We start from the raw sequence: 24,263 nt of genomic DNA on the forward strand, positions 1-24,263 counted from the left end.
CGGAGCAGGGCGAAGGCCCTGAAGACCGGCCCGAAAGTGCCATTGGGATATGGTGTAATTGGCAACACTACGGTTTCTGGTACCGTCATTCTAGGTTCGAGTCCTGGTATCCCAGCTCTGGTTTGATCGCCGCTCCACGGCCTCAAAACAGGAAAGTTCCAGCCGGTCCGCCGATTTGGAACTAGAGCAAAGTGTGTGAAACAATCACTGAGCTTGACCAGCGGAAACGCTGGAGGAAAGTACACGGCCCCATCGTATAGCGGCCTAGTACGCCGCCCTCTCACGGCGGTAACGCGGGTTCGAATCCCGCTGGGGTCACCAAGGAAATGGTCCCGGGCATCAGCCCGGGACCATTTTTATTTCCCGGTGTTTCTTGGCCCTGTTCACGAATCCGAACTTACAAGGGGCGGACTGGCGAACAGGATCCTGGTCAACGCGTTGGCGTGGACAAGCCGCCGATGTCCCGCGGGCCGCGCGCTGAACTGGCATGATGTTCCTGTGACCTCCCGGAACGAGCACAGTGGCCCCAACCCGCCGGAGCAGACCGCGGCTGCCGTGGCTTTGCTGGAGGACGTGCGGAACTCCCTGGCCGGGCTCTCCCTGCCACTGGAACTTCCCGGTGCCGCGGAAGCCCGCCTCGAGGCCGCCCACGCACTCAGCCAGCTCGACGACTACATCCTCCCGCGGTACCGCAGCCTGGACGCGCCGCTGCTTGCCGTCGTCGGGGGATCCACAGGCGCAGGCAAATCCACCATGGTCAACGCACTGGTGGGGCACCCCGTAACCCGCGCCGGCGCTATCCGTCCCACCACCCGGCAACCCATCCTGCTGCACAATCCCGGCGAGGCGGCATGGTTCGAAGGGCAGCGGGTCCTTCCGGGCCTCAGCCGGATCCACGGGGTGCTGACCGGTGCCGCACCCCGCCCTGGCAGCCCCGTCCGGCCTGACGGCGGAGGGATCCCGTCTTTGGTCCTGCTCGGCGACCCCGCTGTTCCGGCAGGCATCGCGATCCTCGACGCTCCCGACGTCGACTCGATCTCTGACGAGAACCGGCAGCTCGCCGCCCAACTGCTGGCGGCGGCCGATCTCTGGGTCTTCGTCACCACTGCCAACCGCTACGCCGACGCCGTGCCCTGGAAGCTGCTGCTGGACGCCGCGTCGCGGGACATCACGGTGGCCGTGGTCCTGGACCGCGTCCCCGCAGGAGCGGAGGCTGAGGTCAGCGCGGACCTTCGGGGCCTCCTGGACAGGGAAGGCCTGGGCGGCGCGGAGCTGTTCATCATCCCTGAAACCACCCTGGACGCGCATGGCATGCTTCCCGGCGGAACCGTCGAACCGCTGCGCGCGTGGCTGGGGGACCTCGCCGCGGATGCCGCCGGGCGCTCCGACGTCGCCCGGCGCACCCTGCACGGCGCCGTCCGTGCCCTCGGCGGCAAGGTGTCCGGGGTCGCACAGGCGGTGCTGGAGCAGCAGCGCGCCGCCGCCCGCCTGGAAGCGGACGCAGCCACCGCCTACCGCGGCGCTGCGGAGCGGATCCTGGAGGCAACCAGGGACGGCGCGCTCCTGCGCGGCGAAGTGCTGGCACGCTGGCAGGATTTTGTGGGCACCGGCGAGTTCTTCCGGACCCTGGAACAGAATGTCGGCCGGTTCCGCGACCGGCTGGGCGCATTCTTCCGGGGCGAACCTGCACCCGCCGTCCGGGTGGAGGCCGCCATCGAGACGGGGCTGCAGGCCGTCATCCTGGACGAGGCAGCCAACGCCGCCGAGGAGACGGACCGGCGGTGGCGGTCCGATCCCGCAGGGCGCCAGCTTCTGGGGGCGGACGACCTGTCCGGCACGTCCGCGGGCTTCGCCGACCGCTCCGCAGCGGAGATCCGCGCATGGCAGGAAGCGCTGATGGAACTCATCCGCACGGAAGGGCAGGGGAAAAGGACGCAGGCACGGTGGCTGTCATTCGGCGTCAACGGCCTCGGCGCGGCGCTGATGATCGTGGTTTTCTCCATGACCGCCGGATTGACGGGGCTTGAAATCGGCGTGGCAGGCGGCACTGCCGTGGTGGGCCAGCGGCTCCTGGAAGCCGTTTTCGGCGAGGACGCCGTCCGGCGGATGGCTGAAAAGGCGCGTGAGGATCTTGCGGTCCGCTGCCGGCAGCTGCTGGTGGAGGAGCAACAGAGATTCCTTCACCGCCTGCCCGGGTCCGGGGGTACGGCGGACCGCACGCTGGGCATCCACGCCGAATCGCTGACCAGGCTGGCGGGGAACGCGTGAGCCGGCACAGCGGAGCGCGCGAGGCGTCGCGCCTCGACGCCAGGCTGCAGGCGCTGGCCGACGCCCGGGAACTGGGCGAAGGCGTCCTTCCCGATGCGGCGCTCGAGGAGGCGCTCCACGTCCTGGAAAGGGCCAGCTCCCGCCGGTCCCTGTCCGCGGACCACACCGTGGTGGGCTTCTTCGGCGCGACAGGAAGCGGGAAATCCTCCCTTTTCAATGCTGTCAGCGGGGCGGAAATCGCGACGGCGGCCGTCCGGCGCCCCACGACGTCCGAACCCCTTGCGGGGGTCTGGGGAGCGGACGGCAGCGCTCCGCTTCTTGACTGGCTCGAAGTGCGCCACCGGCATCATGCGGCAGCGGTCGACGGCTTCGCGGACGAGGGCACGGGCCTGATCCTGCTGGACCTTCCCGATTTTGATTCCACCCGGGAGGCCAACCGCCAGGTGGTGCAACGGATGGTTGGCCTGGTTGACGTCCTGGTGTGGGTGTTGGACCCGCAGAAATACGCGGACGCGGCCGTGCACCAGGGGTTCCTTGCGCCGCTGGCCTCGCACGGCGCCGTGACCCTGGTGGTGCTCAACCAGGTGGACCGGCTCCCGGAGCGGGACGTGCAGCCGGTGCTGGAGTCCCTTCGCGGAATCCTTGCTGCCGAGGGACTGGGCTCGGTCCGGATCCTGCCGGCGTCGGCGCTGACGGGTGAAGGGATCGATGCGGTTCGGGCTGCAATCCGGAGTGTCGCAGTGCAACGCCGGGCGCAGTCACAGCGACTGGACGCCGACGTCACGGACGCGTCCAGGAAGCTGCAGGAGGTGTCCGGCGACGGGATGGCTGCCGGCGTCCGGAAGCCATCCGTTACGAGGCTGGCGGACGAGCTGGCTGCCGCCGCCAATGTCCCGGTGGTGGTGCGGGCGGTCGCACAGTCATACCGGCTGGAATCCGTCCGGAGGACCGGCTGGCCGGTAACCCGGTGGCTGTCCCGGTTCAGGCCGGATCCATTGCGGCGCCTCAACCTGCGCAGCAGCGCGCCGGCGGAGCTGAACCGGACGTCACTTCCACCTGCCGGGGCGCCGGAACGCGCCCGGACGGACGCGGCCGTGCGGGCGTTCGCCGACGCCGCCAGTGCAGGGGCACCCGGCCCGTGGCGGGCGGCGATCCGCGGAGCTGCGAGGGAGGGGCGGGAACGACTGCCGGATGCCGTCGACCAGGCCATCGCCGGAACGGACCTGGGTGCCAACCGCAAGGCCTGGTGGTGGGGCCTGTTTAACGTCGTGCAATGGCTGGCCCTCGTGACGGTGCTGGGCGGCCTCGGCTGGCTCGGCGTGCTCGCCGGGCTGGACTACCTCCAGCTGCCCGTGCCGGAGGTGCCGCGCGTGGAGGGGTGGCCGCTGCCCACGTTGATGATCGCCCTGGGAGTTGTGCTGGGGGTAGTCCTGGCGATCACCGGACGCTTCATTGCGGCAGGGGCGGCCAGTGCCCGTGCCGCCACGGCGCGGAAGCGGCTCACTGCGGCAGTCGCGTCGGTGGCGCAGGAACTCGTCGTCGAGCCGGTGGAGGTGGAAGTCAGCAGGCATGCGGCTTTCAACGCGGCCCTGCAGAAGGCAACCAGGTAGGCCTGCGTCAGCCCTTGCGGCTGCCGTTTTCCAAAGCGGCCGCAGCGTCACGGACCTTGATCAGCGTCCGCAGGTTCCGGGTTGTGGTGGCGGATTTGAATTTCGCCTTTGCCGAAAGCTTGCTGAAGGGGCTGGCCAGAGTTCCGCCGGCCGGAGCCAGCCACGCCAGGGCTTCAGGTCCCAGCCGCCGCTGCTCCGAACCCTCAAGGGCAGCCCCAGCCGCATCCAGCTCATCCAGGACGGCGGTGTCCGATGACAGCGTGATGTAGGAGTGCGTGGACTTGTCGTCTTCCGGATAGGGGCAGGCCTCAACCAGCTCGGCCATGCGTCCTGCCTCGAGGACCACCACCCAGGCTTCGTAGCCGAACGCGGCGCGGAGGCATTTTTCGCAGTCCCGCTTCACTTCGGCCGCATCCTTGGGGCTGGTGAGGACAACGTTGCCGCTGGCCAGCAGGGTCCTGGTGTCGGCGAACCCGCACGCCTCCAGGGCGTCTTTGAGGTCGGCCATCCTGATAGTGATGCCGCCAACGTTGATGCCCCGGAGGAAAACTGCGTAGCTGCCCATGGGCACAGCCTAGCGCCCGGGCGAAGACGCCCGGCCCTGCAGCCGGTCAGTCGTTGTTCTTGCGCAGGGCCTCGGTCAGGATGCGGCCGGCGTTGCAGACGACCTCGGCGTGCAGCCTGCCGGGCTGGCGGGTCAGCCGCTCGATCGGGCCGGAGATGGACACGGCGGCGATCACGCGGCCGGACGGTCCGCGCACCGGTGCGGAGACGGAGGCGACCCCCGGCTCGCGTTCGCCGAGGCTCTGGCCCCAGCCCCGCCGTCGTACGCCTGCCAGGACGGTGGGGGTGAAACGGGCGGATTGAAGGCCTTCCAGCAGCCGGTCGTGGTCCTCCCAGGCCAGCAGCACCTGCGCCGCGGAGCCGGCTTTCATGGACAGCTGGGTGCCGACCGGAATCGTGTCGCGCAGGCCGATGGGACGTTCGGCGGAGGCGACGCAGACACGCCAGTCACCCTGGCGCCGGAAGATCTGGGCGCTCTCCCCGGTGGCGTCGCGGAGTTGCATCAGTACAGGGCCGGCGGAGGCGATCAGGCGGTCCTCACCCGCAGCCGAGGCAAGCTCTACAAGACGGCTGCCCAGGACGAACCGCCCCTGGATGTCGCGGCTGACAAGCCGGTGGTGGACGAGCGCCAAAGCAAGGCGGTGGACAGTGGGGCGGGCCAGTCCGGTAGCTGCCACGAGCTGGGCCAGCGTGGTGGGTCCGGCCTCGAGGGCATCAAGCACCTGGGCCGCTTTATCAATGACACCGACTCCACTAGAATTGTCCATGTAATGATATTGCCGTCTCAATATCTGAGATGCAAATCTTTCGGCTGGCGCACTGTCGAGCCGTCCTGATTCAGTTGAACCAATCAGCCAAACAGCAGTGAAGGGAGATGGCCATGGCAAAAACATTGGCCGAGAAAGTCTGGGACGCACACGTGGTGCGCAAAGGCGACGGTGACGGCGCCAATGCCCAGCCCGACCTTCTCTTCATCGACCTTCACCTCGTCCACGAGGTCACATCCCCGCAGGCGTTCGAAGGCCTGCGCCTGGCCAGCCGGAAGCTGCGCCGTCCGGACCTGACCATCGCCACGGAGGATCACAACACCCCGACGCTGGACATCGACAAGCCTATCGCCGACCTCACCAGCCGGACGCAGATCCAGACCCTGCGCAACAACTGCGCCGAATTCGGTGTCCGGCTGCACAGCCTGGGCGATGCCGAGCAGGGCATCGTCCACGTGGTCGGCCCCCAGCTGGGCCTCACCCAGCCGGGGATGACCGTGGTATGCGGAGACTCGCACACCTCCACCCACGGCGCCTTCGGGGCCCTCGCGATGGGTATCGGCACCTCCGAGGTGGAACACGTCATGGCCACCCAGACGCTGTCCCTGAAGCCGTTCAAGACCATGGCCGTTAATGTTGAGGGAACGCTGCGCCCGGGTGTGACCGCCAAGGACATCATCCTGGCCGTGATTGCCAAGATCGGCACCGGCGGCGGCCAGGGCTACGTGCTGGAATACCGCGGCTCCGCCATCCGTGCCCTGTCCATGGATGCCCGCATGACCATCTGCAACATGTCCATCGAAGCCGGCGCCCGCGCCGGCATGGTGGCACCGGACGAAACCACCTACGAATACATGAAGGGCCGCCCGCACGCGCCGGAGGGCGCGGACTGGGACGCCGCCGTCGAGTACTGGAACACGCTGAAGACCGACGACGACGCCACCTTCGACGCGCATGTTGACCTCGACGCCGACACGCTGGAGCCGTTCGTCACCTGGGGGACCAACCCCGGCCAGGGCGTGTCTCTGTCCGAGGCTGTTCCCTCGCCGGAGGACTTCGGGGACGAGAACGCCAAGGCGGCCGCCGAGCGCGCCCTGCAGTACATGGGCCTGGAAGCAGGCACGCCGATGAAGGACATCCGCGTGGACACGGTCTTCCTGGGCTCCTGCACCAACTCGCGGATCGAGGACCTCCGCGCCGCCGCTGACATCATCCGCGGCCGTGAAAAGGATCCGCAGGTCCGCATGCTGGTGGTGCCCGGCTCCGCCCGTGTGCGGCTCGAGGCCGAGGCCGAGGGCCTCGACCGGGTCTTCAAGGACTTTGGCGCTGAATGGCGCTTCGCCGGCTGCTCCATGTGCCTGGGAATGAACCCTGACCAACTGGAGCCGGGGGAGCGGTGCGCTTCCACCTCCAACCGCAACTTCGAGGGCCGCCAGGGGAAGGGTGGCCGCACCCACCTGGTCTCGCCGGTGGTGGCAGCAGCCACGGCCGTCCGGGGCACCCTCAGCTCGCCTTCGGACCTCGGTCCGGCTCCCGAATCCGCCGCCATCCGCACCGACGCAGCCTAGGACGCATCATGGAAAAGTTCACCAAGCACACCGGAATCGGCGTTCCGCTGCGCCAAAGCAATGTTGACACGGACCAGATCATCCCCGCCGTGTACCTGAAACGGATCACCCGCACCGGCTTCGAGGACGCGCTGTTCTCGGCATGGCGCAAGGACCCCTCCTTCATCCTCAACCAGGAGCCCTACACGTCCGGATCGGTCCTCGTGGCCGGCCCGGACTTCGGCACCGGATCCTCCCGCGAGCACGCGGTGTGGGCGTTGAAGGACTACGGATTCAAGGCCGTCCTCTCCTCCCGGTTCGCGGACATCTTCCGGGGCAACTCGGGCAAGCAGGGACTGTTGGCCGCCCAGGTGGCGCAGGATGACATTGAGCTGATCTGGAAAGAACTGGAAAACGCTCCCGGCACCGAAGTCACCGTTGACCTTGAGTCCAAGACAGTGGTCTGCGGCAACATTGTGGCGCCGTTCGAGATTGACGACTACACCCGCTGGCGCCTGCTCGAAGGCCTGGACGATATTGGGCTCACCCTGCAGCATGAGGCGGACATCACGGCCTACGAGGCCACCCGGCCTTCCTTCAAGCCCAAAACCCTGCCGGCCAGGCTCTCCTGACCGGACCGCAGCGCCCGTTCTTCCTGCCTGGGCCCCGCCACACCCTGTGGCGGGGCCTTACGTATTTCGGTTCGGTAACACGAACTCATATGCTTGGTTGGAGCCTTTGCAAGGATTTGGGGGCGAGTAATCGTGAGGAAACCGGTATATGAGTAGTGTTCTGACAATCCGCGGCGGCGTCCCGCTTACTGGCCGCGTCACCGTCCGGGGGGCAAAGAATCTGGTCCCCAAGGCGATGGTGGCGGCGTTGCTGGGCAACGAACCGTCGGTGTTGCGGAACGTCCCGGAGATCAAGGACGTGGAGGTGGTCACCTCCCTCCTCCAGCTGCACGGCGTTACGGTCGTGAAGGACCCCGTATCGGGCGACCTGACACTGGACCCGAAGGACGCCAAAACCGCGCCAAGCACGGCCATCGACGCCCACGCGGGCGACTCCCGGATCCCGATCCTCCTGTGCGGTCCACTGATCCACGCGATCGGTGAAGCGTTCATACCCGATCTTGGAGGCTGCAAGATCGGTGACCGCCCCATCGATTACCACCTCGACGTGCTGCGCCAGTTCGGCGCTGTTGTGGAAAAGCGCCCGGGCGGCATCCACATCTCCGCCCCCAAGGGCCTGCACGGCGCCAAGATCTCGCTGCCGTACCCGTCCGTGGGCGCCACGGAGCAGGTGCTGCTCAGTGCCACCCGCGCGGAGGGCATTACCGAACTCACCGGCGCCGCCACCGAGCCGGAGATCATCGACCTGATCGCCGTGCTGCAGAAGATGGGCGCCATCATCAGCGTCCAGACGGACCGCACCATCCGTATTGAGGGCGTCCGCGACCTTGGCGGCTACAACCACCGCGCCCTCTCGGACCGCAACGAGTCGGCGTCGTGGGCCTCAGCTGCCCTGGTTACCCGCGGCGATATTTTCGTCGAAGGCGCCTCGCAGCGGGACATGATGACCTTCCTGAACACCTACCGCAAGGTGGGTGGCGGAATGGACATCGGCGAGGATGGGATCCGGTTCTACCACCCCGGCGGCAAACTCAATCCGCTGGTCCTGGAAACCGACGTGCACCCCGGCTTCATGACCGACTGGCAGCAGCCGCTGGTTGTGGCGCTCACCCAGGCCGAGGGTGTCTCCATCGTCCACGAAACGGTGTACGAAAACCGCTTCGGCTTCACGGACGCCCTGATCCGGATGGGTGCCAGCATCCAGGTGCACCGCGAATGCCTGGGCAGCGTCCCGTGCCGTTTCGGCCAGCGCAATTTCCTGCACTCGGCGGTCATCTCCGGCCCCACGCAGCTCAAGGGAACGGATATCGATGTCCCGGACCTCCGTGGCGGATTCAGCCACCTGATTGCCGCCCTCGCGGCAACGGGAACCTCGCGGGTCACGGGCATCGACATCATCAACCGCGGCTACGAACGGTTCACCGAGAAGCTTGCCGGGCTTGGTGCCGATTTCGACATCACCACGAAGTAACGGGACGGACCGTGAAGGAATCGGCCAAAAGCAGGGCCACATTCGTTTTCATCGCCGGCGTCGTACGGCCCCTGATGAACCTCATGATGGACAAGAAATGGGAGGGCACGGAAAACCTGCCCGCCGGCGGCTTTATCGCCGTTCCCAACCACTGCACCGAAATCGACCCCCTTGTGGTGGGCCACATGCTGTACAACCAGAAGCGTGCGCCGCACTTCCTCGCCAAATCGGGCCTCTTTGACGTGCCCGGGCTTGGCTGGCTGCTGCGGGCCACGAAGCAGGTTCCCGTGGAGCGTTCGACGGCGGGCGCGAACCGCTCGCTGCAGGTTGCCCAGGAGATCGTCGCCGAGGGCGGTGCCATCATCATTTACCCCGAGGGAACGCTGACGCGCGACCCCGACCTCTGGCCCATGAAGGGCCACACCGGCGCTGCCCGGCTCGCCATCGAGGGCGGAATCCCCGTGGTTCCCATCGCGCACTGGGGTGCACACGAGGTGTTTCCGCGCTACGGCAAACGGTTCCACCTGTTCCCCCGGAAGCAGTCCCGCGTCAAGGTCGGGGCGCCCGTGGACCTCTCCGCGTTCTCCGCCCAGCCGCTGGACAAGGCCACCCTGGCCGCCGCGACCGAGGCCATCATGGACGCCATAACCGCGCTGCTGGCCGAACTTCGGGGCGAAGAGCCGCCGGCGGAACGCTGGGATCCGTCCCGGAAGCAGCAGGCAAAGCAAGGCCGGTTCGTTGAGCGCGGACAGCAGGAGCCTCAGCCCGGAAACGGGGCGGACGCTCCGTGACCGCCGGCGCGAACATGTCGGGTTCAGCCCGGACCGTGGCCGTACTCGGCGCCGGATCCTGGGGAACCACGTTTGCGAAGATCCTTGCCGACGCCGCTGACGCGGCCGGAGTCCAGCGGGACATCAGGCTGTGGGGACGGCGTAGCGAGGTGGTCGGGCAGATCAACAGCCTGCACCGCAACGTCCAGTACCTGAAGGACATTGCCTTGCCGCCCAGCATCACGGCATCCACGGATGTCCGGGACGTGCTGCGGGGAGCAGACCTGGTGGTCCTGGCGGTTCCGGCCCAATCATTGCGGCCGCAGCTGCGTGAATGGAAGGGCCTGATCGCTCCGGGGGCCATCGTTGTGTCCTTGATGAAGGGGCTCGAGCTCGAAACCGATGCCCGCATGAGCGAGGTCATCAGCGAGGAGCTTGACCTCCCGGCCGGGCGTATCGCCGTCGTGTCCGGGCCCAACCTTGCGATGGAAATCGCCCGCGAAGAGCCCACGGCCTCCGTGGTGGCGTGCGAGGATTCCGCCGTTGCAGGTTGGCTTGCCCGCAGCTGCACTGCGCCCTACTTCCGGCCCTACACCACCTCCGACGTTGTCGGCGTCGAAATCGGTGGCATCGTTAAGAACGTGATTGCGCTGGCTGTGGGCATCTGCGAAGGAAAGCAGATGGGGGACAACACCAAGGCGTCCGTGATCACCCGGGGCCTGGCCGAAACGTCGCGCCTCGCCCTGGCACTTGGCGGAGAGGCAAAAACCATGGCGGGCCTGGCGGGCCTGGGGGACCTGGTGGCCACCTGCTCGTCGCCGCTTTCGCGGAACCACACCGCGGGCCGGCTGCTGGGCCAGGGGCTCACGCTGGACGAGGTGGGCCTGAAGATGACCCAGACCGCCGAAGGCATCAAGTCTGGCCAGGCCGTGCACCAACTGGCCGGGAAGCTGGGCGTCGAGATGCCCATCACGGCCGCGGTCGTCGCCGTGCTGGCCGGCAAACTGTCCGTTGACCAACTGGGGCCCGTCCTGCTGTCCCGGGAACTGAAACCTGAAGGCGATGACTGACGATGTCCCATGACAACCTGACCGCGGGTAAACCGGCCAAGCCCCGGGTGGCGGTACTTTTCGGCGGCCGCTCCAGTGAACATGCTGTCAGCTGCGTGACCGCTGCGGGCGTCCTCGGCGCAATCAACAAGGACAAGTACGAGGTCATCCCCATTGGGATCGCCAAGTCCGGCCAGTGGGTCCTGGCTTCGGCCGACACCGCCCAGTGGTCCCTCGCCGGGTCGGCATTGCCGGAGGTGAAGCCGTCTGCGGAAACCGTTACCCTGGCCGAAATCGGCGGGGACCACCAGCTGATTGCCGCTGCACCCAACGAGGTGCCGCGGGAACTTGGCACCGTCGACGTGGTTTTCCCCCTGCTGCACGGGCCCTTCGGTGAAGACGGCACCATCCAGGGCCTCCTGGAGCTGTCGGACACCCGCTATGTTGGCGCCGGTGTCCTTGCCTCGGCCGTGGGCATGGACAAGCACTACATGAAGGTGGTCTTCGAGGCTGCCGGGCTTCACGTCGGACCCTACGTCGCCGTCACCGACCGCCAGTGGCGCAAGGACCCCGAAGCCGTCCGCAAGCAGGTGGACCGTCTGGGCTTCCCCGTATTCGTCAAGCCTGCCCGGGCGGGATCGTCCATGGGGATCTCCAAGGTGGACTCGCTCGAGCAGCTCGACGCCGCCATCGAGGAAGCCAGGCTGCATGACCTGAAGCTGGTCATCGAGGCCGGAATCGTGGGCCGCGAAATCGAGTGCGCCGTGCTGGAGGGCAGGGGCACGGACGCTCCACGGACATCGATGCCCGGCGAAATTTCCGTCGCCGGCGGCGGTCACGAGTTCTACGACTTCAACGCCAAATACGTGGAGGACGACGCCGCGGCGCTGAGTTGTCCTGCGGACATCCCCGAAGAAGCCATAGCCCGGGTCCGGGAACTGGCCGCCGCGGCCTTTGATGCCGTCGGCGCCGAGGGCCTGAGCCGTGTCGATTTCTTCTACACGCCCGAGGGCGAGCTCATCATCAACGAGATCAACACCATGCCCGGGTTCACCCCCAAGAGCATGTACCCGCAAATGTGGGCCGCCTCCGGGCTGGGCTATGCGGACCTGATCGATGAACTTATCTACCTCGCCCTGAACCGGCAGACCGGGCTGCGCTGACCCTCCCCACCGGCAGGGTTCCCATCCGGCGCGGGCCCACTATTGGCTCTGCGGCAGGTTCCGGAGTTCCTCCTGGCCTACGCAGCTCCGTGTGGCCGGCACCTTGCCGGCCGCTGACGCCAGGTCGGCCAGCACGGTCGCGGAGCTGATCTTGTCCGGGTCCATCAGGATCTCCGTCGCCGGTTCGCGGCCGTAGGTGGTCAACGTCCACGCCGGGTCGCCTTCCCGGATCACCCAGTCGATCCCGTTCACCGTCACACACCGGTCCGTGGTGGGACCCGGCACGTTGACGCCGCAGCGGAGGATGACCAGCGAGGGGTCGCCCCAGGCGGCCGTCGCCTGGCTGTTGGTCTTCCGGAGCGGCGCGTCCCCGAGGGCGTCCGGGAGTGAGACCATCATGGGCGCGCAGGCAGGATTGGCGGCGTCCTTGGCGGCCGTAACGTCCACGGCGGGGGAACAAGCTGCCAGGGGGATGACTGCGAGGCACCCGATCCACGCCATCCTGAAGGCACGGGCGGGCAGGGAAAGCGTGGGGTGAGGCATGGGTCCATCATCCCGGCTTGCGCCGGGCAAGGCCAATTTCCCCTGCTGGTCCCGCCCAGGCGTGGGGCTGTGTGCCGGCGGTGACCGGGCACCTTCCGATCCCCTTAAGCTGGTTCCATCATGAATAACACCCCCGTTGCCGCACCGTCCCTTGCGCTGGATCCAGAGAAACCGGCAACCCAGCCATTTCGGGCAGGTATTCTCAGGGCTACGGGGGTTGCCGCCGCAGTCGTGCTGATCAGCTTCCTGGCCTGGTTCCGGCTCCCGGAGGTCTCGCGCGGGACACTGTGGGCCGAGGACGCCGCTGTCTTCCTCGCGGAGACAATGTCGATTGGCCCGTGGCAAAGCATCATCGACCCTTACGCGGGCTATCTCCACACCATCCCGAGGACAATTTCCGGCATCGCGTACACGATAGGCCCCATCGGCGCCTACGCCAGCCTGGTCTCTTTCCTCAGCTGCGTGGTGGTTGCGTCGATTTCCGTGGGCACCTACTTCCTGTCCGGGCAACTTTTCCAGCACAGGAGCTACCGCCTGATGGTTGCCCTGATTCCCGTGCTTCTTCCGGTGGGTCCGCTGGAGGTCCTGGGTAACGCGGCGAACCTGCACTGGTACGTGCTGTGGCTCTTCCCCTGGCTGCTGGTCTACAAGCCGCGGACCTGGGCGGGGCAGGCCGGCCTGTTCGTTGCCACACTGGCCGCTGCCACCACGGAAATCATCGTCGGCATGTTCCTGCCGCTGGCTCTATGGACGGCGCTCAGGAAGAGGAACTACGCGGCGCCGGCGGCGCTGGTTGTGGGAATCGGCTTTCAATTCCTGGCCACCATCGCAGACCCCCGGTACGCGGAAACCCCACGGTTGGACTCGATGCAGCCGTTGTCAGTCATCTATGGATTCTTCCTGCAGGCTGTGGGGTCGATCTGGGAGACCAACCCCCGCGCCATGGCTCTGGACATTGTGACTTTCGGCGCCTTCGCAGTGGCTGTCCCGTCCGCCGTTGTCCTGGGCCTGTTGGCCTATGTCCTTCTTGCCGGGCAGCTGCAGTGGAAGGTTGCCGCCGCATATGCGTTTGCCGCGGCCGCAATTTGCTGGGGCGCCGCCACCGTGCTCAATCCCTCGCCGGAATTCGATTTCGCAAGCTTCACCAAGGAAGACTGGCTTTCCAGCTTCACCTTCTTCCGGTATGCGGCCGCGCCCGCCATGTTCCTGCTGGCCCTGGTTCCAATTGCCTGTGCCGTGGCGGAACAACGGGGCGTCATCGCAAGGAACAGGGCACGGTACCTGGCGCCCGTTGTCATGGCTGTCTTTCTCTCCACGAGCTACTTCCAGGCAACACCCGCCCGGCAGACAGGACCGGAATGGACCGCGGGCATCCAGGCCGCCACGGAGAAGTGCTCGGCCGATCCGGCCCTGGTGGAGGCTGTGGTCCCCGTCACTCCCTCCCCGTGGCAGGTGGCTGTTCCCTGCCGGCTGCTCCCGGACCGGTAGCCAAAGCTTCCGGGCCTCCCTTGTCGGTGCCGCGCTGTAGCGTAGTGCCGTGCCTGAAATGCCGATCAACAGCAGCGAACGCATCCGTCCCGGAATGGACACTCCCGGGTCCGCCGCTGCGCCCTCCGCTGCCCCCGACCACCAACCCACCGTCGCCGGGCTGTCCGAAGCCGACCTCCTGGCCAGGATCTTTCCGCGGCTCGCGCTCGGAACCAGCCATTCGGCGGCCACCCTCCTCGGCCCCGGAGACGACGCCGCCGTGGTGGCGGCAGCAGACGGCAGGACAGTCATCAGCATCGACACCCAGGTTGAAGACCAGGACTTCCGCCTGGTGTGGCCCAACGGTTACCGCACCACCGGGTATGACGTGGGCTGGAAGGCGGCAGCGCAAAACCTGAGCGACATCAATGCCATGGGGGCTGCCGCAATTTCCATGGTGGTCAGCCTCACGCTTCCGCCGGAAACGCCCGTCAGTTGGGTGGAAGGACTTGCGGACGGCTTGACGGCCGGCATCCGGGAACTTGGCGCCACCGGCTGTTCGGTGGCTGGCGGGGACCTTGGCCGCGGACGGGAAATTTCCGTTACGGTGGCGGTGCTGGGAACGCTCGACGGCGGCGAGGCGGTCCTGCGCTCAGGTGCACGTCCCGGCGACGTCCTGGCTCTGGCAGGCACGGCAGGGCACGCCGCCGCAGGGCTGGCGCTCCTTGAGTCGGGTGTGCCGGTGGAGCGCCTTACCGCCGGGCAGCGCGCCCTCCTCGACCTGCAATGCAGGCCCCGTCCGCCGCTGTCCGCCGGCCCCGCCGCAAGGGCAGCCGGTGCAACGGCAATGCTGGACGTCTCCGACGGCCTGGTCCGGGACGGGCGCAGGCTCGCGGTGGCAAGCAACGTCGTCGTCCATTTCCACCCGGACTCCCTGGCGCGGCTGGCGGCCGTCCTGCAGCCTGCGGCCGGCCTGCTCGGCACGGACGCGGCGCGCTGGGTGCTGGACGGCGGCGAGGACCACGGGCTTCTGGCCACATTCCCGTCCGGCTTTCCGCTGCCAGCCGGATTCACTGAGATAGGCTCGGTACAAACACCGGGAACCAATGAAGGCCCGGGCGTCAAGATTGCGGGCCGGTCCGCGGACACCGGGGGATGGGATCACTTTGCACACTAAGGTTGCCGCCAACGCGCAAGCGATGAAGAGGTGGTTAAGCAAGGCTGAAACTGCCCTTGGCAACCACAGCGACCGCCTGAACGCCATCAACATCTTTCCGGTGGCTGACGGCGATACCGGGACCAACCTCTACCTGACGGTCCGGGCTGCGGCCCGGTCCCTGGCCGGCAGCAGCGAAGAGCCCGCACAGATGGACGTCGGGACAGTCCTTGCCACAGCCGGGCAGGCCGCCCTCGAAGAAGCAAGGGGCAACTCAGGAACGCTGTTCTCCGTGTTCCTGTGCGCAGCCGCTGAACCGCTCGCCGGCCACACCCGGTTGACGTCCACGTTGCTGGCCGCCGCCCTGAACCGGGCACAGATCCGGGCCTGGTCCGCACTGAGCGACCCCGTGCCGGGCACGATGCTGTCGGTGATGGAAGCAGCCGCCCGCTCCGCCGCCGCAGTCGACGCAGGCCAGAACGGTGACGACAGCAACCACGCCCTGGGGCTGGCGCTGGACGCGGCCGTTGAAGGGGCGCTCGCCGCCGTCATCCAGACCGAGGACCAGCTTGACGCCCTGACCACGGCCCACGTGGTGGACGCCGGCGGTGTCGGCATGCTCCTGATCCTGGACTGCCTCCGCTCGGCGGTCCTGGGTGAGGAACTCCAAAGCGAACTTCTAGACGGCCTCCATGGCTACGACGTCGCGGACCCGCACATCCACGCTGACATGCCGGACGACGACGGCGTGGAAGTCATGTGCACCATCAGCCTTTCACCACTCAACGCCGCGACGCTGCGGCAGCGGCTCGACGAGATCGGCGAGTCCGTCATCATGAGCCAGGTCGGCAGCGGGCCCGACGACGACGGCAATTACCGGTGGCGGGTGCACGTCCACGTCCCTGCGCAGGAACCGGCGATCGGCATCATCCGGTCCCTTGGTGAACCTTCGCACATCAGCATCAGCGAGCTCGCCCTGCCGCGGGACACGGACACGGATGCAGTGAACTCCAGTGGGCATGAACGCTGAACCGGGCCTTCCCCTTGAGCGCCGGATCGGCAAACGTTCCGCCGCTGTCATCGAGAAGCACCTTGGCATCACCACGGTGGAAGGCCTGCTCAACTACTTCCCGCGGAGGTACCTGACCCGCGGTGAATTGACACCCATCAGTGAAATTCCGCGGGATGAGGACGTGACCCTGATCGCCCGGGTGCTGTCCACGAACACCCGCAGCATGCGCGCCCGCAAGGGAACCATCACCGACGTCGTGATTTCGGACGACGACGGCCAGGCCGGGCTTCGGCTGGTGGGTGGCACCGACTACCGGGGAAAAGTGCCCGGTACGCTCAAGATCAGCTTCTTCAACGCCTACCGGGCCAAGTCCGAGCTGCTGCCGGGCCGGCGGGCCCTGTTTTCGGGGAAGGTCACCAGCTTCAAAGGGTCGCTGGGCCTTACCAACCCGGACTACCACGTCCTGGATGAGGACCCGTTCACCACCGGCGGGCAGGACGCCGGCAAGCTTGCCGCCATGCCCATCCCCGTCTATCCCGCCACCGCCAAGCTGCCCAGCTGGAAGATCGAGCAGGTCGTCACGGCACTGCTCGAGACCGCCGACCTCGGCTCCCTGCCTGACCCCGTCCCTGCCGCCATCGCCGAACGGGAGGGATTCCTGCCGCTGGCCCAGGCATACCGGCTGATCCACGCGCCTGAATCGGCCGCCGACTGGAAGCGGGCCCGGGACCGGTTCCGCTACCAGGAAGCGCTGGTGCTCCAGTCAGCACTCGCACGGCGCCGCGCCCAGCTCGCTGCGGAGGAGGCCACCGCCCGCCGGCCTGCCGCTGATGGTGTGCAGGCCGCCTTCGACCGCGGACTTCCGTTCACCCTCACCGACGGCCAGTCCGCGATCGGGAAAACCCTTGCGGCTGAACTTGCCCGGGATACTCCGATGAACCGGCTTCTGCAGGGCGAAGTCGGCTCCGGCAAAACAGTGGTAGCGCTGCGGGCGATGCTGCAGGTTGTTGATGCCGGGGGACAGGCCGCCCTGCTGGCCCCCACCGAAGTCCTGGCCGCCCAGCATTACGACTCGATCCGGCGCACCCTCGGCCCGCTCTCCCGCGACGGGCTGCTGGGCGGCCCCGCCGGGGACGACGGCGCCTCCGTGCAGGTCACCCTGCTGACCGGGTCCATGCCGACGGCGGCGCGCAGGCAAGCCATGCTGGATGCCGCATCGGGAACAGCGGGGATCATTATCGGAACCCATGCCCTGCTCAGCGACAACGTTTCCTTTTACGACCTTGGCCTGATCGTGGTCGACGAACAGCACCGCTTTGGCGTGGAGCAGCGCGACGCGCTTCGCGCGAAGGCCCGGAAACCGCCGCACCTGCTGGTCATGACCGCCACACCCATCCCGCGTACCGTCGCCATGACCGTCTTCGGCGACCTTGAGACATCCACCCTGGACGAACTGCCCCGGGGCAGGGCGCCCATCACCACGCACCTGGTGGGACTGGCCGAGAATCCGGCCTGGGCCGGACGCATCTGGGCGCGCGCCCGCGAAGAGATCGACAACGGCCACCAGGTCTACGTCGTCTGCCCCAAGATCGGCACCGACGACGACGGCGACTTCAGCCCGGGGGAGGCGGAACCGCCGGGCCTGGACACGGAAGAAAACGCACGCGAACTTGCGTCGGTGACAGCCGTCGTCGAGCACCTGCTCGGGGAGCCTTCCCTGTCCGGGGTTCCCCTCGCCCCGCTGCACGGGCGCCAGGACCCGGAGCTGAAGTCGGCCACCATGGCCGGGTTCGTGGGCAACAGCGTCAAGCTGCTCGTTTCCACCACGGTCATCGAGGTGGGCGTGGATGTCCACAACGCAACCCTGATGGTCATCCTTGACGCCGACCGCTTCGGAATTTCCCAGCTCCACCAGCTCCGCGGGCGCGTGGGCCGCGGCGGCTTGCCCGGCACCTGCCTGCTGGTCACAGCCCTCGAACCCGGACACCCCAGCCGCCGCAGGCTGGAGGCCGTGGCGGCGACCACTGACGGATTCATCCTCTCCCAGGAGGACCTGAAGCTGCGCCGCGAAGGCGACATCCTTGGTGCCTCGCAGTCGGGCGGGCGTTCCACCCTGAAACTGCTCCGGGTGCTGGAGCACGAAGACGTCATCGCACGGGCACGGCTGGACGCCCAGGACGTCGTGGGCCGGGACCCCTTGCTGGCAGGCCACCCGTATTTGGCGGAAGCCATCGACCAATACCTCAACCCGGAAAAGGAGGCGTTCCTTGAACGCGGATGACAAGGAAGCCGCAGTACGCGGCGGCGGACACGGGCGGGCCCGATGAGCCGGATCATTGCCGGTGCCGCCGGCGGCACGCCGCTGTCCGCCGTCCCCGGGTCCCTGACCAGGCCCACCACGGACCGCGTCAAGGAGGCGCTGTTCTCCCGGCTGGACGCCTTCGACGTGATCGCGGGCGCGCGTGTGCTGGATCTGTACGCCGGATCCGGTTCCCTGGGGGTGGAGAGCGCCAGCAGGGGCGCGCAGTCCGTGGATCTCGTGGAGTCCGACGCGAAGGCAAGCGCGGTCTGCCAACGGAATGCGGACCTGCTCAACGGGGTCCTGGGCCGTAAGGCGGTCACCGTGCACCGGAGCAAAGTGGAACCTTTCCTGGACCGGGCAGCACCCGCCGCCGCCTGGGACCTGGTCTTCCTCGACCCGCCCTACCCGCTGGACGAGGTGGCGCTCGCTGCAGCGCTCCAGAAGCTGTCAGCCCATCTGGCGCCGGCCGCCGTCGTGGTGGTGGAGCGTTCGTCCCGCTCACCGGAGCCGGAATGGCCCGACAGCCTGGCGCGTTTCGCCGAGAAAAAGTACGGCGAGACCCGGTTGTGGTTTGCCGAGCCCAACGTCCCCGACGCCATCGGCCCGGATGACCTTACCGCGGCGGAGGAAGCGGACGGGCCTGACCGGTAACTCCGGGTGCCCGCGCGCGGCCGGGATGTTCGTGCGCCGGCCGGCAGCCCGTCAGCGGGCGAAAGGGTCCAGGTCCACGCCGGCAAGGACCCTGGCGGGGTGCGGGCCGCGCGCCGCGAGTTCTGCGGACCAGTTGTCCGGCCAGGGCGTCTGCGTACCGGCCAGGACGATGTTGCCCGGGTAGCGGCCCTGGAACATCCCCGCCTCCGCCACGGCGGCAACATCCGCCATCGCCCTCCGCATTGCGGCCACCTGGCTGCGGACCAGTGTCAGGCCCGGCTCGTCCCCGACGTTCACGACCAGCAGGCCCGAGGGCGCCAGTATTTCACGGACCTCGCTGTAGAACTCCGTGCAGGCAATGTGGGCGGGGGCTTCCGGGCCGGAGAAGATATCCAGGATCACGACGTCGAATGCGGCTTCGGGGTCCAGCCCGCCGAGTGCCTCCCGGGCGTCGCCGGTGATGGTGTGCAGGGCCGTCCCCTCCGGAAGCGGCAGCTGCTGGAGGACGAACGCCAGCAGCTCACGCTCCAGCTCCACGGCGTATTGTTCCGATCCCGGCCGGGTCGCCTGAATGTAGCGGGCCAGCGTCAGCGCTCCGGCGCCGAGGTGCAGTGCCTTCACGGGGGCGCCCGCCGGTGCCGCCAGATCCACCAGGTGCCCGATCCGCCGGAGGTATTCATAGAAGATGTCTTCGGGATGGGCAAGGTTTACGTGTGACTGCTGCGCGCCTCCGATGCTCAGCACGTAGGCGCCTTCGGTAAATGCGTCAGGCTCGATCGAGGCGTGCTGGCCCGTGCTCCGCAGGAACCTGGCGGCGCGGCCACCGCCGGCGGCCGGCATCAGAGCCTGCCGCCCAGGGTGGCCAGCCGCGCGGCCGCCTCCTCCAGGACGCCGGTCTTCTTGCAAAAGGCAAAGCGGAGCAGGCTCCGGGTCCGCTCCGCCCCCGCCGGATGGCAGAAGACAGGGACCGGAATAGCGGCGACGCCAACCAGCGCCGGCAACCGCCTGGCGAGGTCCACGGAGTCACTGATGCCCAGCGGGGCAGTATCCACGTTGACGAAGTACGTGCCCTGCGGCTCAAAAACCGTAAAACCGGCGGCACGCAGCCCATCGCTCAGGATGTCCCGTTTACGCTCCAGGTCCGCTGCGATGCCGGCAAAGAAGTCATCCGGCAGCGCCAGTCCCGCCGCGATGGCCGGCTGGAACGGCGTCCCGGAACTGTATGTGAGGAACTGTTTCACCGTCCGGGCGGCCGCCACAAGATCCTCCGGCCCCGACAGCCAGCCGACCTTCCAGCCCGTGAGGGAAAAGGTCTTCCCTGCTGATGAGATGGTGATGGTGCGCTCCGCCGCCCCCGGCAGGGACGCCACAGGGATGTGCCGGACACCGAACGTCAGGTGCTCGTAGACCTCGTCCGTGATGATGATGGCATCATGCCGCCGCGCCAGCTCCACCACTTTTTGCAGCACATGCAGCGGGAAGACGGCGCCGGTCGGGTTGTGGGGGTTATTGAGCAGAACCACCCGGGTCCGCTCATTAAAGGCCGCTTCAAGGGCCGCCATGTCCGGCAGGAATTCCGGTGCCAGCAGCGGCGCCGTTACATGCGTGGCGCCGGAGAGGCCGATCACCGCACCGTAGGAATCGTAGAAGGGCTCCAACGTCAGCACCTCATCGCCGGGGCCTGCGAAAGCGAGCAGGGACGCGGCGATGCCCTCCGTGGCACCGGTGGTGACGATGATTTCGGTCGCAGGGTCGGGCGTCAGCCCGTAGAAGCGCTCCTGGTGGGCGGCGACGGCCTCACGCAGCAGCGGGATGCCCTTGCCCGGGGCGTACTGGTTCGCTCCGGCGGAGATCGCGGCGCGGGCGGCCTCGATAATATCCCGTGGTCCGTCCTCGTCCGGAAACCCCTGGCCAAGGTTGATGGCGCCGGTGTCCACGGCCAGGGCGGTCATCTCCTCGAAGATGGTGACCCCCAGTCCGCCATCGGCCGCCAGCAGGTTGGCCCCCAGTGCCGTTCGCTGCCAGGGCGCTGGAACCGTTGGCGCGGAATGTTCCCGTCGAGGATGCATCCAGCCATGGTATCCCGGGCTTTTTATGGGGTAGGTTCGGAGCATGAGACGAGCTGTCTGCCCAGGATCTTTCGACCCCATCCACAACGGCCATCTCGAAGTCATCGCACGGGCCGCCGGGCTCTTTGATGAAGTCATCGTGGCCATTTCCACCAACTTCGCCAAGAAGTACAGGTTCACCCTGGACGAGCGGCTGGACATGGCACGGGAAACCCTGGCGTCGCTCAAGGGCATTGTGGTTGAGCCGGTGGGGGAGGGGCTGCTGGCCGAGTACTGCCGGCAGCGTGGCGTTTCGGCGATCGTCAAGGGCTTGCGCTCGTCCTCGGACTTCGACTACGAACTGCCCATGGCCACCATGAACCGCCAGCTGAGCGGTGTGGAGACGGTGTTCCTGCCGGCCGAGGCCCACTACATCCACCTGTCCTCCACCCTCATCAAGGAAGTGGCCAGCCTGGGCGGAAGCGTGTCCGATTACGTGCCCCGTTCAGTCCAGCGGCGCATGCTCGCTGGCGAGCCTGCGCAGGATCAGCAGCCGAAGCGGTAGGCTTGTCCGGTACTTCTGAGCTGCCGGTTTTACCGGTTTGAGTCCCCGCGATTCTTCAGGCTAAGATGGTACGTCGGTCATATGTTCAACAGGAGTTCTCATTAAAAGAGATGCTGGTTCGCCCTTGGTGTTCGACGTCAAGGATCTCGGGCGCAGCCCGGGAAGCATGCGGACACTGAAAGAGCATGTACCCGCACCAAGTGATCTTGGTGTGCCGCTCATTGGCGTTCAGGAAGGCTCGGATGTCGAGCTTGACCTGAGGCTTGAGGCCGTACACGAAGGAATTCTGGTTTCAGGAACCGTGCTCACCGAAGTATCAGGTGAGTGCGGCCGATGCCTGGATCCCCTTGCGTATGACCTCGAGGTCAATGTGCAGGAACTTTTCTTCTATGAAGGCGTTGAGCTTTCGGACGAAGAAGATGAAGAAGAGCAACGTCGAGTCGAGCACGATGTAATCGATCTTGAACCGGTGTTGCGGGACGCGGTTGTTACCCAACTGCCGTTCCAGCCGGTGTGCCGGGAAGACTGCCAGGGTCTTTGCTCCGAATGCGGGGTTCGCCTGGAAGACGATCCGGGGCACCACCACGAGGTCCTGGATCCTCGCTGGGCTGCCCTGTCTGATCTGGCTAAGCCTGACCGGCAAAATTGATGTGTACGTGTTTGTCTAGAGAGAAATGAGTTAGCCGTGGCTGTTCCCAAGCGGAAAATGTCTCGCTCGAATACCCGCGCCCGCCGCTCGCAGTGGAAGGCGACCGCCCCCCACCTGGTGAAGACCGTTGAGAACGGCCAGGTTACTTACAGCCTGCCGCACCAGGCGAAGGTCGTTACTGACTCTGCTGGCACCGCGCTGTTCCTTGAGTACAAGGGCCGCAAGGTCGCTGACGTCTAATCGGCCGCTCGGGCTGACCTGATGTCTTCAACTGAAGAGCTTTTGAAGCGTCTCGGTGTCTCTATTGACGCCGGGACGCTTCGTCTTGCGCTTACCCACCGCTCCTATGCCTACGAAAACGGCGGCATCCCCACCAACGAGCGGCTGGAATTCCTGGGCGATTCGATCCTGGGTTTCTCCGTCACCGATGCCCTCTACCGGGACCATCCCGACCTTCCCGAGGGTGACCTGGCCAAACGGCGTTCAGCAGTGGTGAGCACCCGGGCGCTGGCCAACATCGGCCGCAGCCTCGGCATCGGTGAATACATTTACCTCGGCCAGGGCGAAAAGCTCACTGAGGGCAAGAACAAGGCGTCCATCCTTGCCGACACCATGGAGGCGCTGATCGGTGCCACTTACGTGTCCAACGACATCGAGACTGCCCGGCAGCTGGTCATGCGGCTCATCGGGCCGCTGTTGAAGGACGCCGCAGTGCTGGGCGCCGGCACGGACTGGAAGACCAGCATCCAGGAGCTTGCCGCCAGCCGCCAGCTCGGCGCCATCCACTACGCGGTGGACGGCTCGGGTCCGGACCACGCGAGGACCTTCAGGGCTGTCCTCAACATCGGCGGGACCGCTTACGGCAAGGGCACCGGACACTCGAAGAAAGAGGCGGAGCAGGAAGCTGCGGCGGACGCATGGCGTGTCCTCTCCGGGCCGGGTGCCAGCGCGTCCGGTAAGGCCGCCGGCAACGTGGCTGCCAAGTAGCGCCGTGCCTGAACTTCCCGAGGTGGAGGTGGTCCGGCGCGGCCTGGTGAGCTGGGTGCGCGGCCGGACCATCGAGTCTGTCGAGGTGCTGGACCCGCGGTCCATCCGCCGCCACGCCCTCGGAACCGCGGACTTCATCGGCAACCTTGAGGGTGCTGTTGTGTCGGACGTGGTGCGCCGGGGCAAATTCCTGTGGATGCCGCTGCTCGACGCTGCGGCACCGCCAACCGGCAGCCCGGTCCCGGCGGTGGCGCTGATGGCGCACCTCGGGATGAGCGGGCAGTTGCTGATGCAGGACCGGGACGTACCGGACGAGAAGCACCTCAAAGTCCGCTTCCGGCTGAGCCGGCGCGACGGCATGCCCGGGCAGTTGCGGTTCGTGGACCAGCGCATCTTCGGAGGCTTGTTTGTCACCGCCATGGTCCCCACGGACGACGGGGAGCCGGGCGGCCTCGCCGAGTCCCCTTTGCCGCTGATCGCCGAAGAGGCGTCCCACATCGCCCGCGACCCCCTGGACCCGGCCTTCTCCTTCGACCTCTTCTACCGCAGGCTGCGTAAACGCAAAACCGGGCTCAAACGCGCCTTGCTGGACCAGGGGCTCGTTTCCGGCATCGGCAACATCTATGCCGATGAGGCGCTCTGGCGTGCCAGGCTCCATTACGCGCGGCCCACCGACACCCTCCGCAGGGCGGAAGCCGAGAGGGTCCTGCAAAGCGCCCGCGACGTGATGCTCGATGCACTGGCGGCCGGCGGCACCAGCTTCGACTCCCTCTACGTCAACGTCAACGGCGCGTCCGGCTACTTCGACAGGTCCCTCAACGCCTACGGCCGCGAAGGGGAGCCGTGCCGGCGCTGCGCCGCGGCCGGCATCAACGCCCTGATCCGCCGCGAACAGTTCATGAACCGCTCGTCCCACACCTGTCCGGTCTGCCAGCCCCGCCCCCGCAACGGCCGCTGGTAACCCGGATCCCGGTACAGGACAAACCCCCGGTAGAGGACACCCCCGGCACAGTTCAACACAGGACAAGCCGCCCGCGTCCGG

23 protein-coding genes and 2 tRNA genes are annotated in these 24,263 nt (G+C 67.1%); 20 read left to right on the plus strand and 5 right to left on the minus strand.

Annotated elements, in window-relative coordinates; genetic code table 11:
• The first annotated feature begins 43 nt into the window (after nucleotides 1–43).
• The 4 genes from ACYQ1Z_RS02260 (at nucleotide 44) to ACYQ1Z_RS02275 (ending at nucleotide 3,878) form a co-directional block, all read left to right on the plus strand.
• Nucleotides 44–115 (plus strand) — tRNA-Gln (locus ACYQ1Z_RS02260).
• 130 nt (nucleotides 116–245) lie between these two features.
• Nucleotides 246–321, plus strand: a tRNA-Glu gene (locus ACYQ1Z_RS02265).
• Between the two features lie 177 nt (nucleotides 322–498).
• On the plus strand, nucleotides 499–2,268 hold the full coding sequence (locus tag ACYQ1Z_RS02270) for a dynamin family protein (protein ID WP_459790796.1): 1,770 nt from the start codon (nucleotides 499–501) through the stop codon (nucleotides 2,266–2,268).
• A complete protein-coding gene (locus tag ACYQ1Z_RS02275) occupies nucleotides 2,265–3,878 on the plus strand; it encodes a GTPase (RefSeq protein WP_459790798.1) in 1,614 nt (537 codons plus the stop codon). Before ACYQ1Z_RS02270 ends, ACYQ1Z_RS02275 begins: the two co-directional genes overlap by 4 nt.
• A gap of 7 nt (nucleotides 3,879–3,885) precedes the next feature.
• Here ACYQ1Z_RS02275 and ACYQ1Z_RS02280 read toward each other — a convergent pair whose 3' ends face one another.
• Both ACYQ1Z_RS02280 and ACYQ1Z_RS02285 read right to left on the minus strand, forming a co-directional pair.
• Nucleotides 3,886–4,443, minus strand: coding sequence for a DUF1697 domain-containing protein (locus ACYQ1Z_RS02280; protein WP_459790800.1), 558 nt, complete (start codon nucleotides 4,441–4,443; stop codon nucleotides 3,886–3,888).
• A 46-nt stretch (nucleotides 4,444–4,489) separates the two neighbouring features.
• Nucleotides 4,490–5,209, minus strand: coding sequence for an IclR family transcriptional regulator (locus ACYQ1Z_RS02285; RefSeq protein WP_009356552.1), 720 nt, complete (start codon nucleotides 5,207–5,209; stop codon nucleotides 4,490–4,492).
• A 113-nt stretch (nucleotides 5,210–5,322) separates the two neighbouring features.
• On the opposite strand from ACYQ1Z_RS02285, the gene leuC reads away from it, so the two are divergent.
• The 6 genes from leuC to ACYQ1Z_RS02315 all read left to right on the plus strand — a co-directional run bounded on the left by leuC (nucleotide 5,323) and on the right by ACYQ1Z_RS02315 (nucleotide 11,841).
• A complete protein-coding gene (leuC, locus tag ACYQ1Z_RS02290; protein WP_459790802.1) occupies nucleotides 5,323–6,777 on the plus strand; it encodes a 3-isopropylmalate dehydratase large subunit in 1,455 nt (484 codons plus the stop codon).
• Nucleotides 6,778–6,785: 8 nt separating this feature from the next.
• On the plus strand, nucleotides 6,786–7,388 hold the full coding sequence (gene leuD / locus ACYQ1Z_RS02295; RefSeq protein WP_459790803.1) for a 3-isopropylmalate dehydratase small subunit: 603 nt from the start codon (nucleotides 6,786–6,788) through the stop codon (nucleotides 7,386–7,388).
• A 148-nt stretch (nucleotides 7,389–7,536) separates the two neighbouring features.
• Nucleotides 7,537–8,859, plus strand: coding sequence for a UDP-N-acetylglucosamine 1-carboxyvinyltransferase (gene murA / locus ACYQ1Z_RS02300; RefSeq protein ID WP_459790805.1), 1,323 nt, complete (start codon nucleotides 7,537–7,539; stop codon nucleotides 8,857–8,859).
• An 11-nt stretch (nucleotides 8,860–8,870) separates the two neighbouring features.
• On the plus strand, nucleotides 8,871–9,650 hold the full coding sequence (locus ACYQ1Z_RS02305) for a lysophospholipid acyltransferase family protein (protein ID WP_459790806.1): 780 nt from the start codon (nucleotides 8,871–8,873) through the stop codon (nucleotides 9,648–9,650).
• Between the two features lie 14 nt (nucleotides 9,651–9,664).
• The gene (locus ACYQ1Z_RS02310; RefSeq protein ID WP_459790807.1) at nucleotides 9,665–10,699 is read left to right on the plus strand and encodes an NAD(P)H-dependent glycerol-3-phosphate dehydrogenase; all 1,035 of its coding nucleotides are present in this window, start codon (nucleotides 9,665–9,667) and stop codon (nucleotides 10,697–10,699) included.
• Nucleotides 10,700–10,701: 2 nt separating this feature from the next.
• The gene (locus ACYQ1Z_RS02315) at nucleotides 10,702–11,841 is read left to right on the plus strand and encodes a D-alanine--D-alanine ligase family protein (protein ID WP_459790808.1); all 1,140 of its coding nucleotides are present in this window, start codon (nucleotides 10,702–10,704) and stop codon (nucleotides 11,839–11,841) included.
• Nucleotides 11,842–11,880: 39 nt separating this feature from the next.
• Here the strand turns inward: ACYQ1Z_RS02315 and ACYQ1Z_RS02320 are convergent, their stop codons facing one another.
• Nucleotides 11,881–12,384, minus strand: a complete 504-nt coding sequence (locus tag ACYQ1Z_RS02320; protein ID WP_459790810.1) for a DUF3515 domain-containing protein — start codon at nucleotides 12,382–12,384, stop codon at nucleotides 11,881–11,883.
• A 120-nt stretch (nucleotides 12,385–12,504) separates the two neighbouring features.
• Between ACYQ1Z_RS02320 and ACYQ1Z_RS02325 the strand changes: the two genes are divergently transcribed.
• From ACYQ1Z_RS02325 to rsmD, 5 genes are all read left to right on the plus strand, one after another.
• Nucleotides 12,505–13,872 (plus strand): hypothetical protein, encoded by a 1,368-nt coding sequence (locus ACYQ1Z_RS02325; protein WP_459790811.1) that lies wholly within the window; start codon nucleotides 12,505–12,507, stop codon nucleotides 13,870–13,872.
• 94 nt (nucleotides 13,873–13,966) lie between these two features.
• Nucleotides 13,967–15,028 (plus strand): thiamine-phosphate kinase, encoded by a 1,062-nt coding sequence (gene thiL / locus ACYQ1Z_RS02330; protein WP_459790853.1) that lies wholly within the window; start codon nucleotides 13,967–13,969, stop codon nucleotides 15,026–15,028.
• Between the two features lie 22 nt (nucleotides 15,029–15,050).
• Nucleotides 15,051–16,037, plus strand: coding sequence for a DAK2 domain-containing protein (locus ACYQ1Z_RS02335; RefSeq protein WP_459790813.1), 987 nt, complete (start codon nucleotides 15,051–15,053; stop codon nucleotides 16,035–16,037).
• A complete protein-coding gene (locus ACYQ1Z_RS02340) occupies nucleotides 16,027–18,300 on the plus strand; it encodes an ATP-dependent DNA helicase RecG (RefSeq protein ID WP_459790815.1) in 2,274 nt (757 codons plus the stop codon). Before ACYQ1Z_RS02335 ends, ACYQ1Z_RS02340 begins: the two co-directional genes overlap by 11 nt.
• Nucleotides 18,301–18,342: 42 nt before the next feature.
• Nucleotides 18,343–18,972, plus strand: coding sequence for a 16S rRNA (guanine(966)-N(2))-methyltransferase RsmD (gene rsmD, locus ACYQ1Z_RS02345; protein WP_459790816.1), 630 nt, complete (start codon nucleotides 18,343–18,345; stop codon nucleotides 18,970–18,972).
• Nucleotides 18,973–19,023: 51 nt separating this feature from the next.
• Here the strand turns inward: rsmD and ACYQ1Z_RS02350 are convergent, their stop codons facing one another.
• A complete protein-coding gene (locus ACYQ1Z_RS02350; RefSeq protein ID WP_459790817.1) occupies nucleotides 19,024–19,812 on the minus strand; it encodes a spermidine synthase in 789 nt (262 codons plus the stop codon).
• The gene (locus ACYQ1Z_RS02355) at nucleotides 19,812–21,041 is read right to left on the minus strand and encodes an aminotransferase class I/II-fold pyridoxal phosphate-dependent enzyme (RefSeq protein WP_459790818.1); all 1,230 of its coding nucleotides are present in this window, start codon (nucleotides 21,039–21,041) and stop codon (nucleotides 19,812–19,814) included. The genes ACYQ1Z_RS02350 and ACYQ1Z_RS02355 overlap by 1 nt, the downstream gene beginning before the upstream one ends.
• Nucleotides 21,042–21,084: 43 nt before the next feature.
• Here ACYQ1Z_RS02355 and coaD point away from each other — a divergent pair, with 43 nt between their 5' ends.
• The 5 genes from coaD to mutM all read left to right on the plus strand — a co-directional run bounded on the left by coaD (nucleotide 21,085) and on the right by mutM (nucleotide 24,182).
• Nucleotides 21,085–21,585 (plus strand): pantetheine-phosphate adenylyltransferase, encoded by a 501-nt coding sequence (gene coaD, locus ACYQ1Z_RS02360; protein WP_459790819.1) that lies wholly within the window; start codon nucleotides 21,085–21,087, stop codon nucleotides 21,583–21,585.
• A gap of 124 nt (nucleotides 21,586–21,709) precedes the next feature.
• On the plus strand, nucleotides 21,710–22,234 hold the full coding sequence (locus tag ACYQ1Z_RS02365) for a YceD family protein (protein ID WP_459790820.1): 525 nt from the start codon (nucleotides 21,710–21,712) through the stop codon (nucleotides 22,232–22,234).
• 36 nt (nucleotides 22,235–22,270) lie between these two features.
• Entirely contained in the window at nucleotides 22,271–22,474 is a 204-nt protein-coding gene (rpmF, locus tag ACYQ1Z_RS02370; protein ID WP_009356569.1) for a 50S ribosomal protein L32, read from the plus strand.
• Nucleotides 22,475–22,495: 21 nt separating this feature from the next.
• On the plus strand, nucleotides 22,496–23,221 hold the full coding sequence (gene rnc, locus ACYQ1Z_RS02375; protein WP_459790821.1) for a ribonuclease III: 726 nt from the start codon (nucleotides 22,496–22,498) through the stop codon (nucleotides 23,219–23,221).
• A 4-nt stretch (nucleotides 23,222–23,225) separates the two neighbouring features.
• On the plus strand, nucleotides 23,226–24,182 hold the full coding sequence (mutM, locus tag ACYQ1Z_RS02380; RefSeq protein WP_459790822.1) for a bifunctional DNA-formamidopyrimidine glycosylase/DNA-(apurinic or apyrimidinic site) lyase: 957 nt from the start codon (nucleotides 23,226–23,228) through the stop codon (nucleotides 24,180–24,182).
• The last annotated feature ends 81 nt before the right edge of the window (nucleotides 24,183–24,263 follow it).

It is taken from the genome of Arthrobacter sp. AD-310 (assembly GCF_054656615.1).

What these genes read in the sequence shown, in the direction of transcription:
- rnc (WP_459790821.1), top strand. Translation starts at nt 22,496, where the DNA reads ATGTCTTCAACTGAAGAGCTTTTGAAGCGTCTCGGTGTCTCTATTGAC.
- ACYQ1Z_RS02340 (WP_459790815.1), top strand. Translation starts at nt 16,027, where the DNA reads ATGAACGCTGAACCGGGCCTTCCCCTTGAGCGCCGGATCGGCAAACGT.
- leuD (WP_459790803.1), top strand. Translation starts at nt 6,786, where the DNA reads ATGGAAAAGTTCACCAAGCACACCGGAATCGGCGTTCCGCTGCGCCAA.
- ACYQ1Z_RS02350 (WP_459790817.1), bottom strand. Translation starts at nt 19,812, where the DNA reads ATGCCGGCCGCCGGCGGTGGCCGCGCCGCCAGGTTCCTGCGGAGCACG.
- ACYQ1Z_RS02315 (WP_459790808.1), top strand. Translation starts at nt 10,702, where the DNA reads ATGTCCCATGACAACCTGACCGCGGGTAAACCGGCCAAGCCCCGGGTG.
- ACYQ1Z_RS02280 (WP_459790800.1), bottom strand. Translation starts at nt 4,443, where the DNA reads ATGGGCAGCTACGCAGTTTTCCTCCGGGGCATCAACGTTGGCGGCATC.
- ACYQ1Z_RS02310 (WP_459790807.1), top strand. Translation starts at nt 9,665, where the DNA reads ATGTCGGGTTCAGCCCGGACCGTGGCCGTACTCGGCGCCGGATCCTGG.
- ACYQ1Z_RS02355 (WP_459790818.1), bottom strand. Translation starts at nt 21,041, where the DNA reads ATGCATCCTCGACGGGAACATTCCGCGCCAACGGTTCCAGCGCCCTGG.
- coaD (WP_459790819.1), top strand. Translation starts at nt 21,085, where the DNA reads ATGAGACGAGCTGTCTGCCCAGGATCTTTCGACCCCATCCACAACGGC.
- ACYQ1Z_RS02285 (WP_009356552.1), bottom strand. Translation starts at nt 5,209, where the DNA reads ATGGACAATTCTAGTGGAGTCGGTGTCATTGATAAAGCGGCCCAGGTG.
- leuC (WP_459790802.1), top strand. Translation starts at nt 5,323, where the DNA reads ATGGCAAAAACATTGGCCGAGAAAGTCTGGGACGCACACGTGGTGCGC.
- murA (WP_459790805.1), top strand. Translation starts at nt 7,537, where the DNA reads ATGAGTAGTGTTCTGACAATCCGCGGCGGCGTCCCGCTTACTGGCCGC.
- rsmD (WP_459790816.1), top strand. Translation starts at nt 18,343, where the DNA reads ATGAGCCGGATCATTGCCGGTGCCGCCGGCGGCACGCCGCTGTCCGCC.
- thiL (WP_459790853.1), top strand. Translation starts at nt 13,967, where the DNA reads ATGGACACTCCCGGGTCCGCCGCTGCGCCCTCCGCTGCCCCCGACCAC.
- ACYQ1Z_RS02320 (WP_459790810.1), bottom strand. Translation starts at nt 12,384, where the DNA reads ATGCCTCACCCCACGCTTTCCCTGCCCGCCCGTGCCTTCAGGATGGCG.
- ACYQ1Z_RS02335 (WP_459790813.1), top strand. Translation starts at nt 15,051, where the DNA reads ATGAAGAGGTGGTTAAGCAAGGCTGAAACTGCCCTTGGCAACCACAGC.
- ACYQ1Z_RS02325 (WP_459790811.1), top strand. Translation starts at nt 12,505, where the DNA reads ATGAATAACACCCCCGTTGCCGCACCGTCCCTTGCGCTGGATCCAGAG.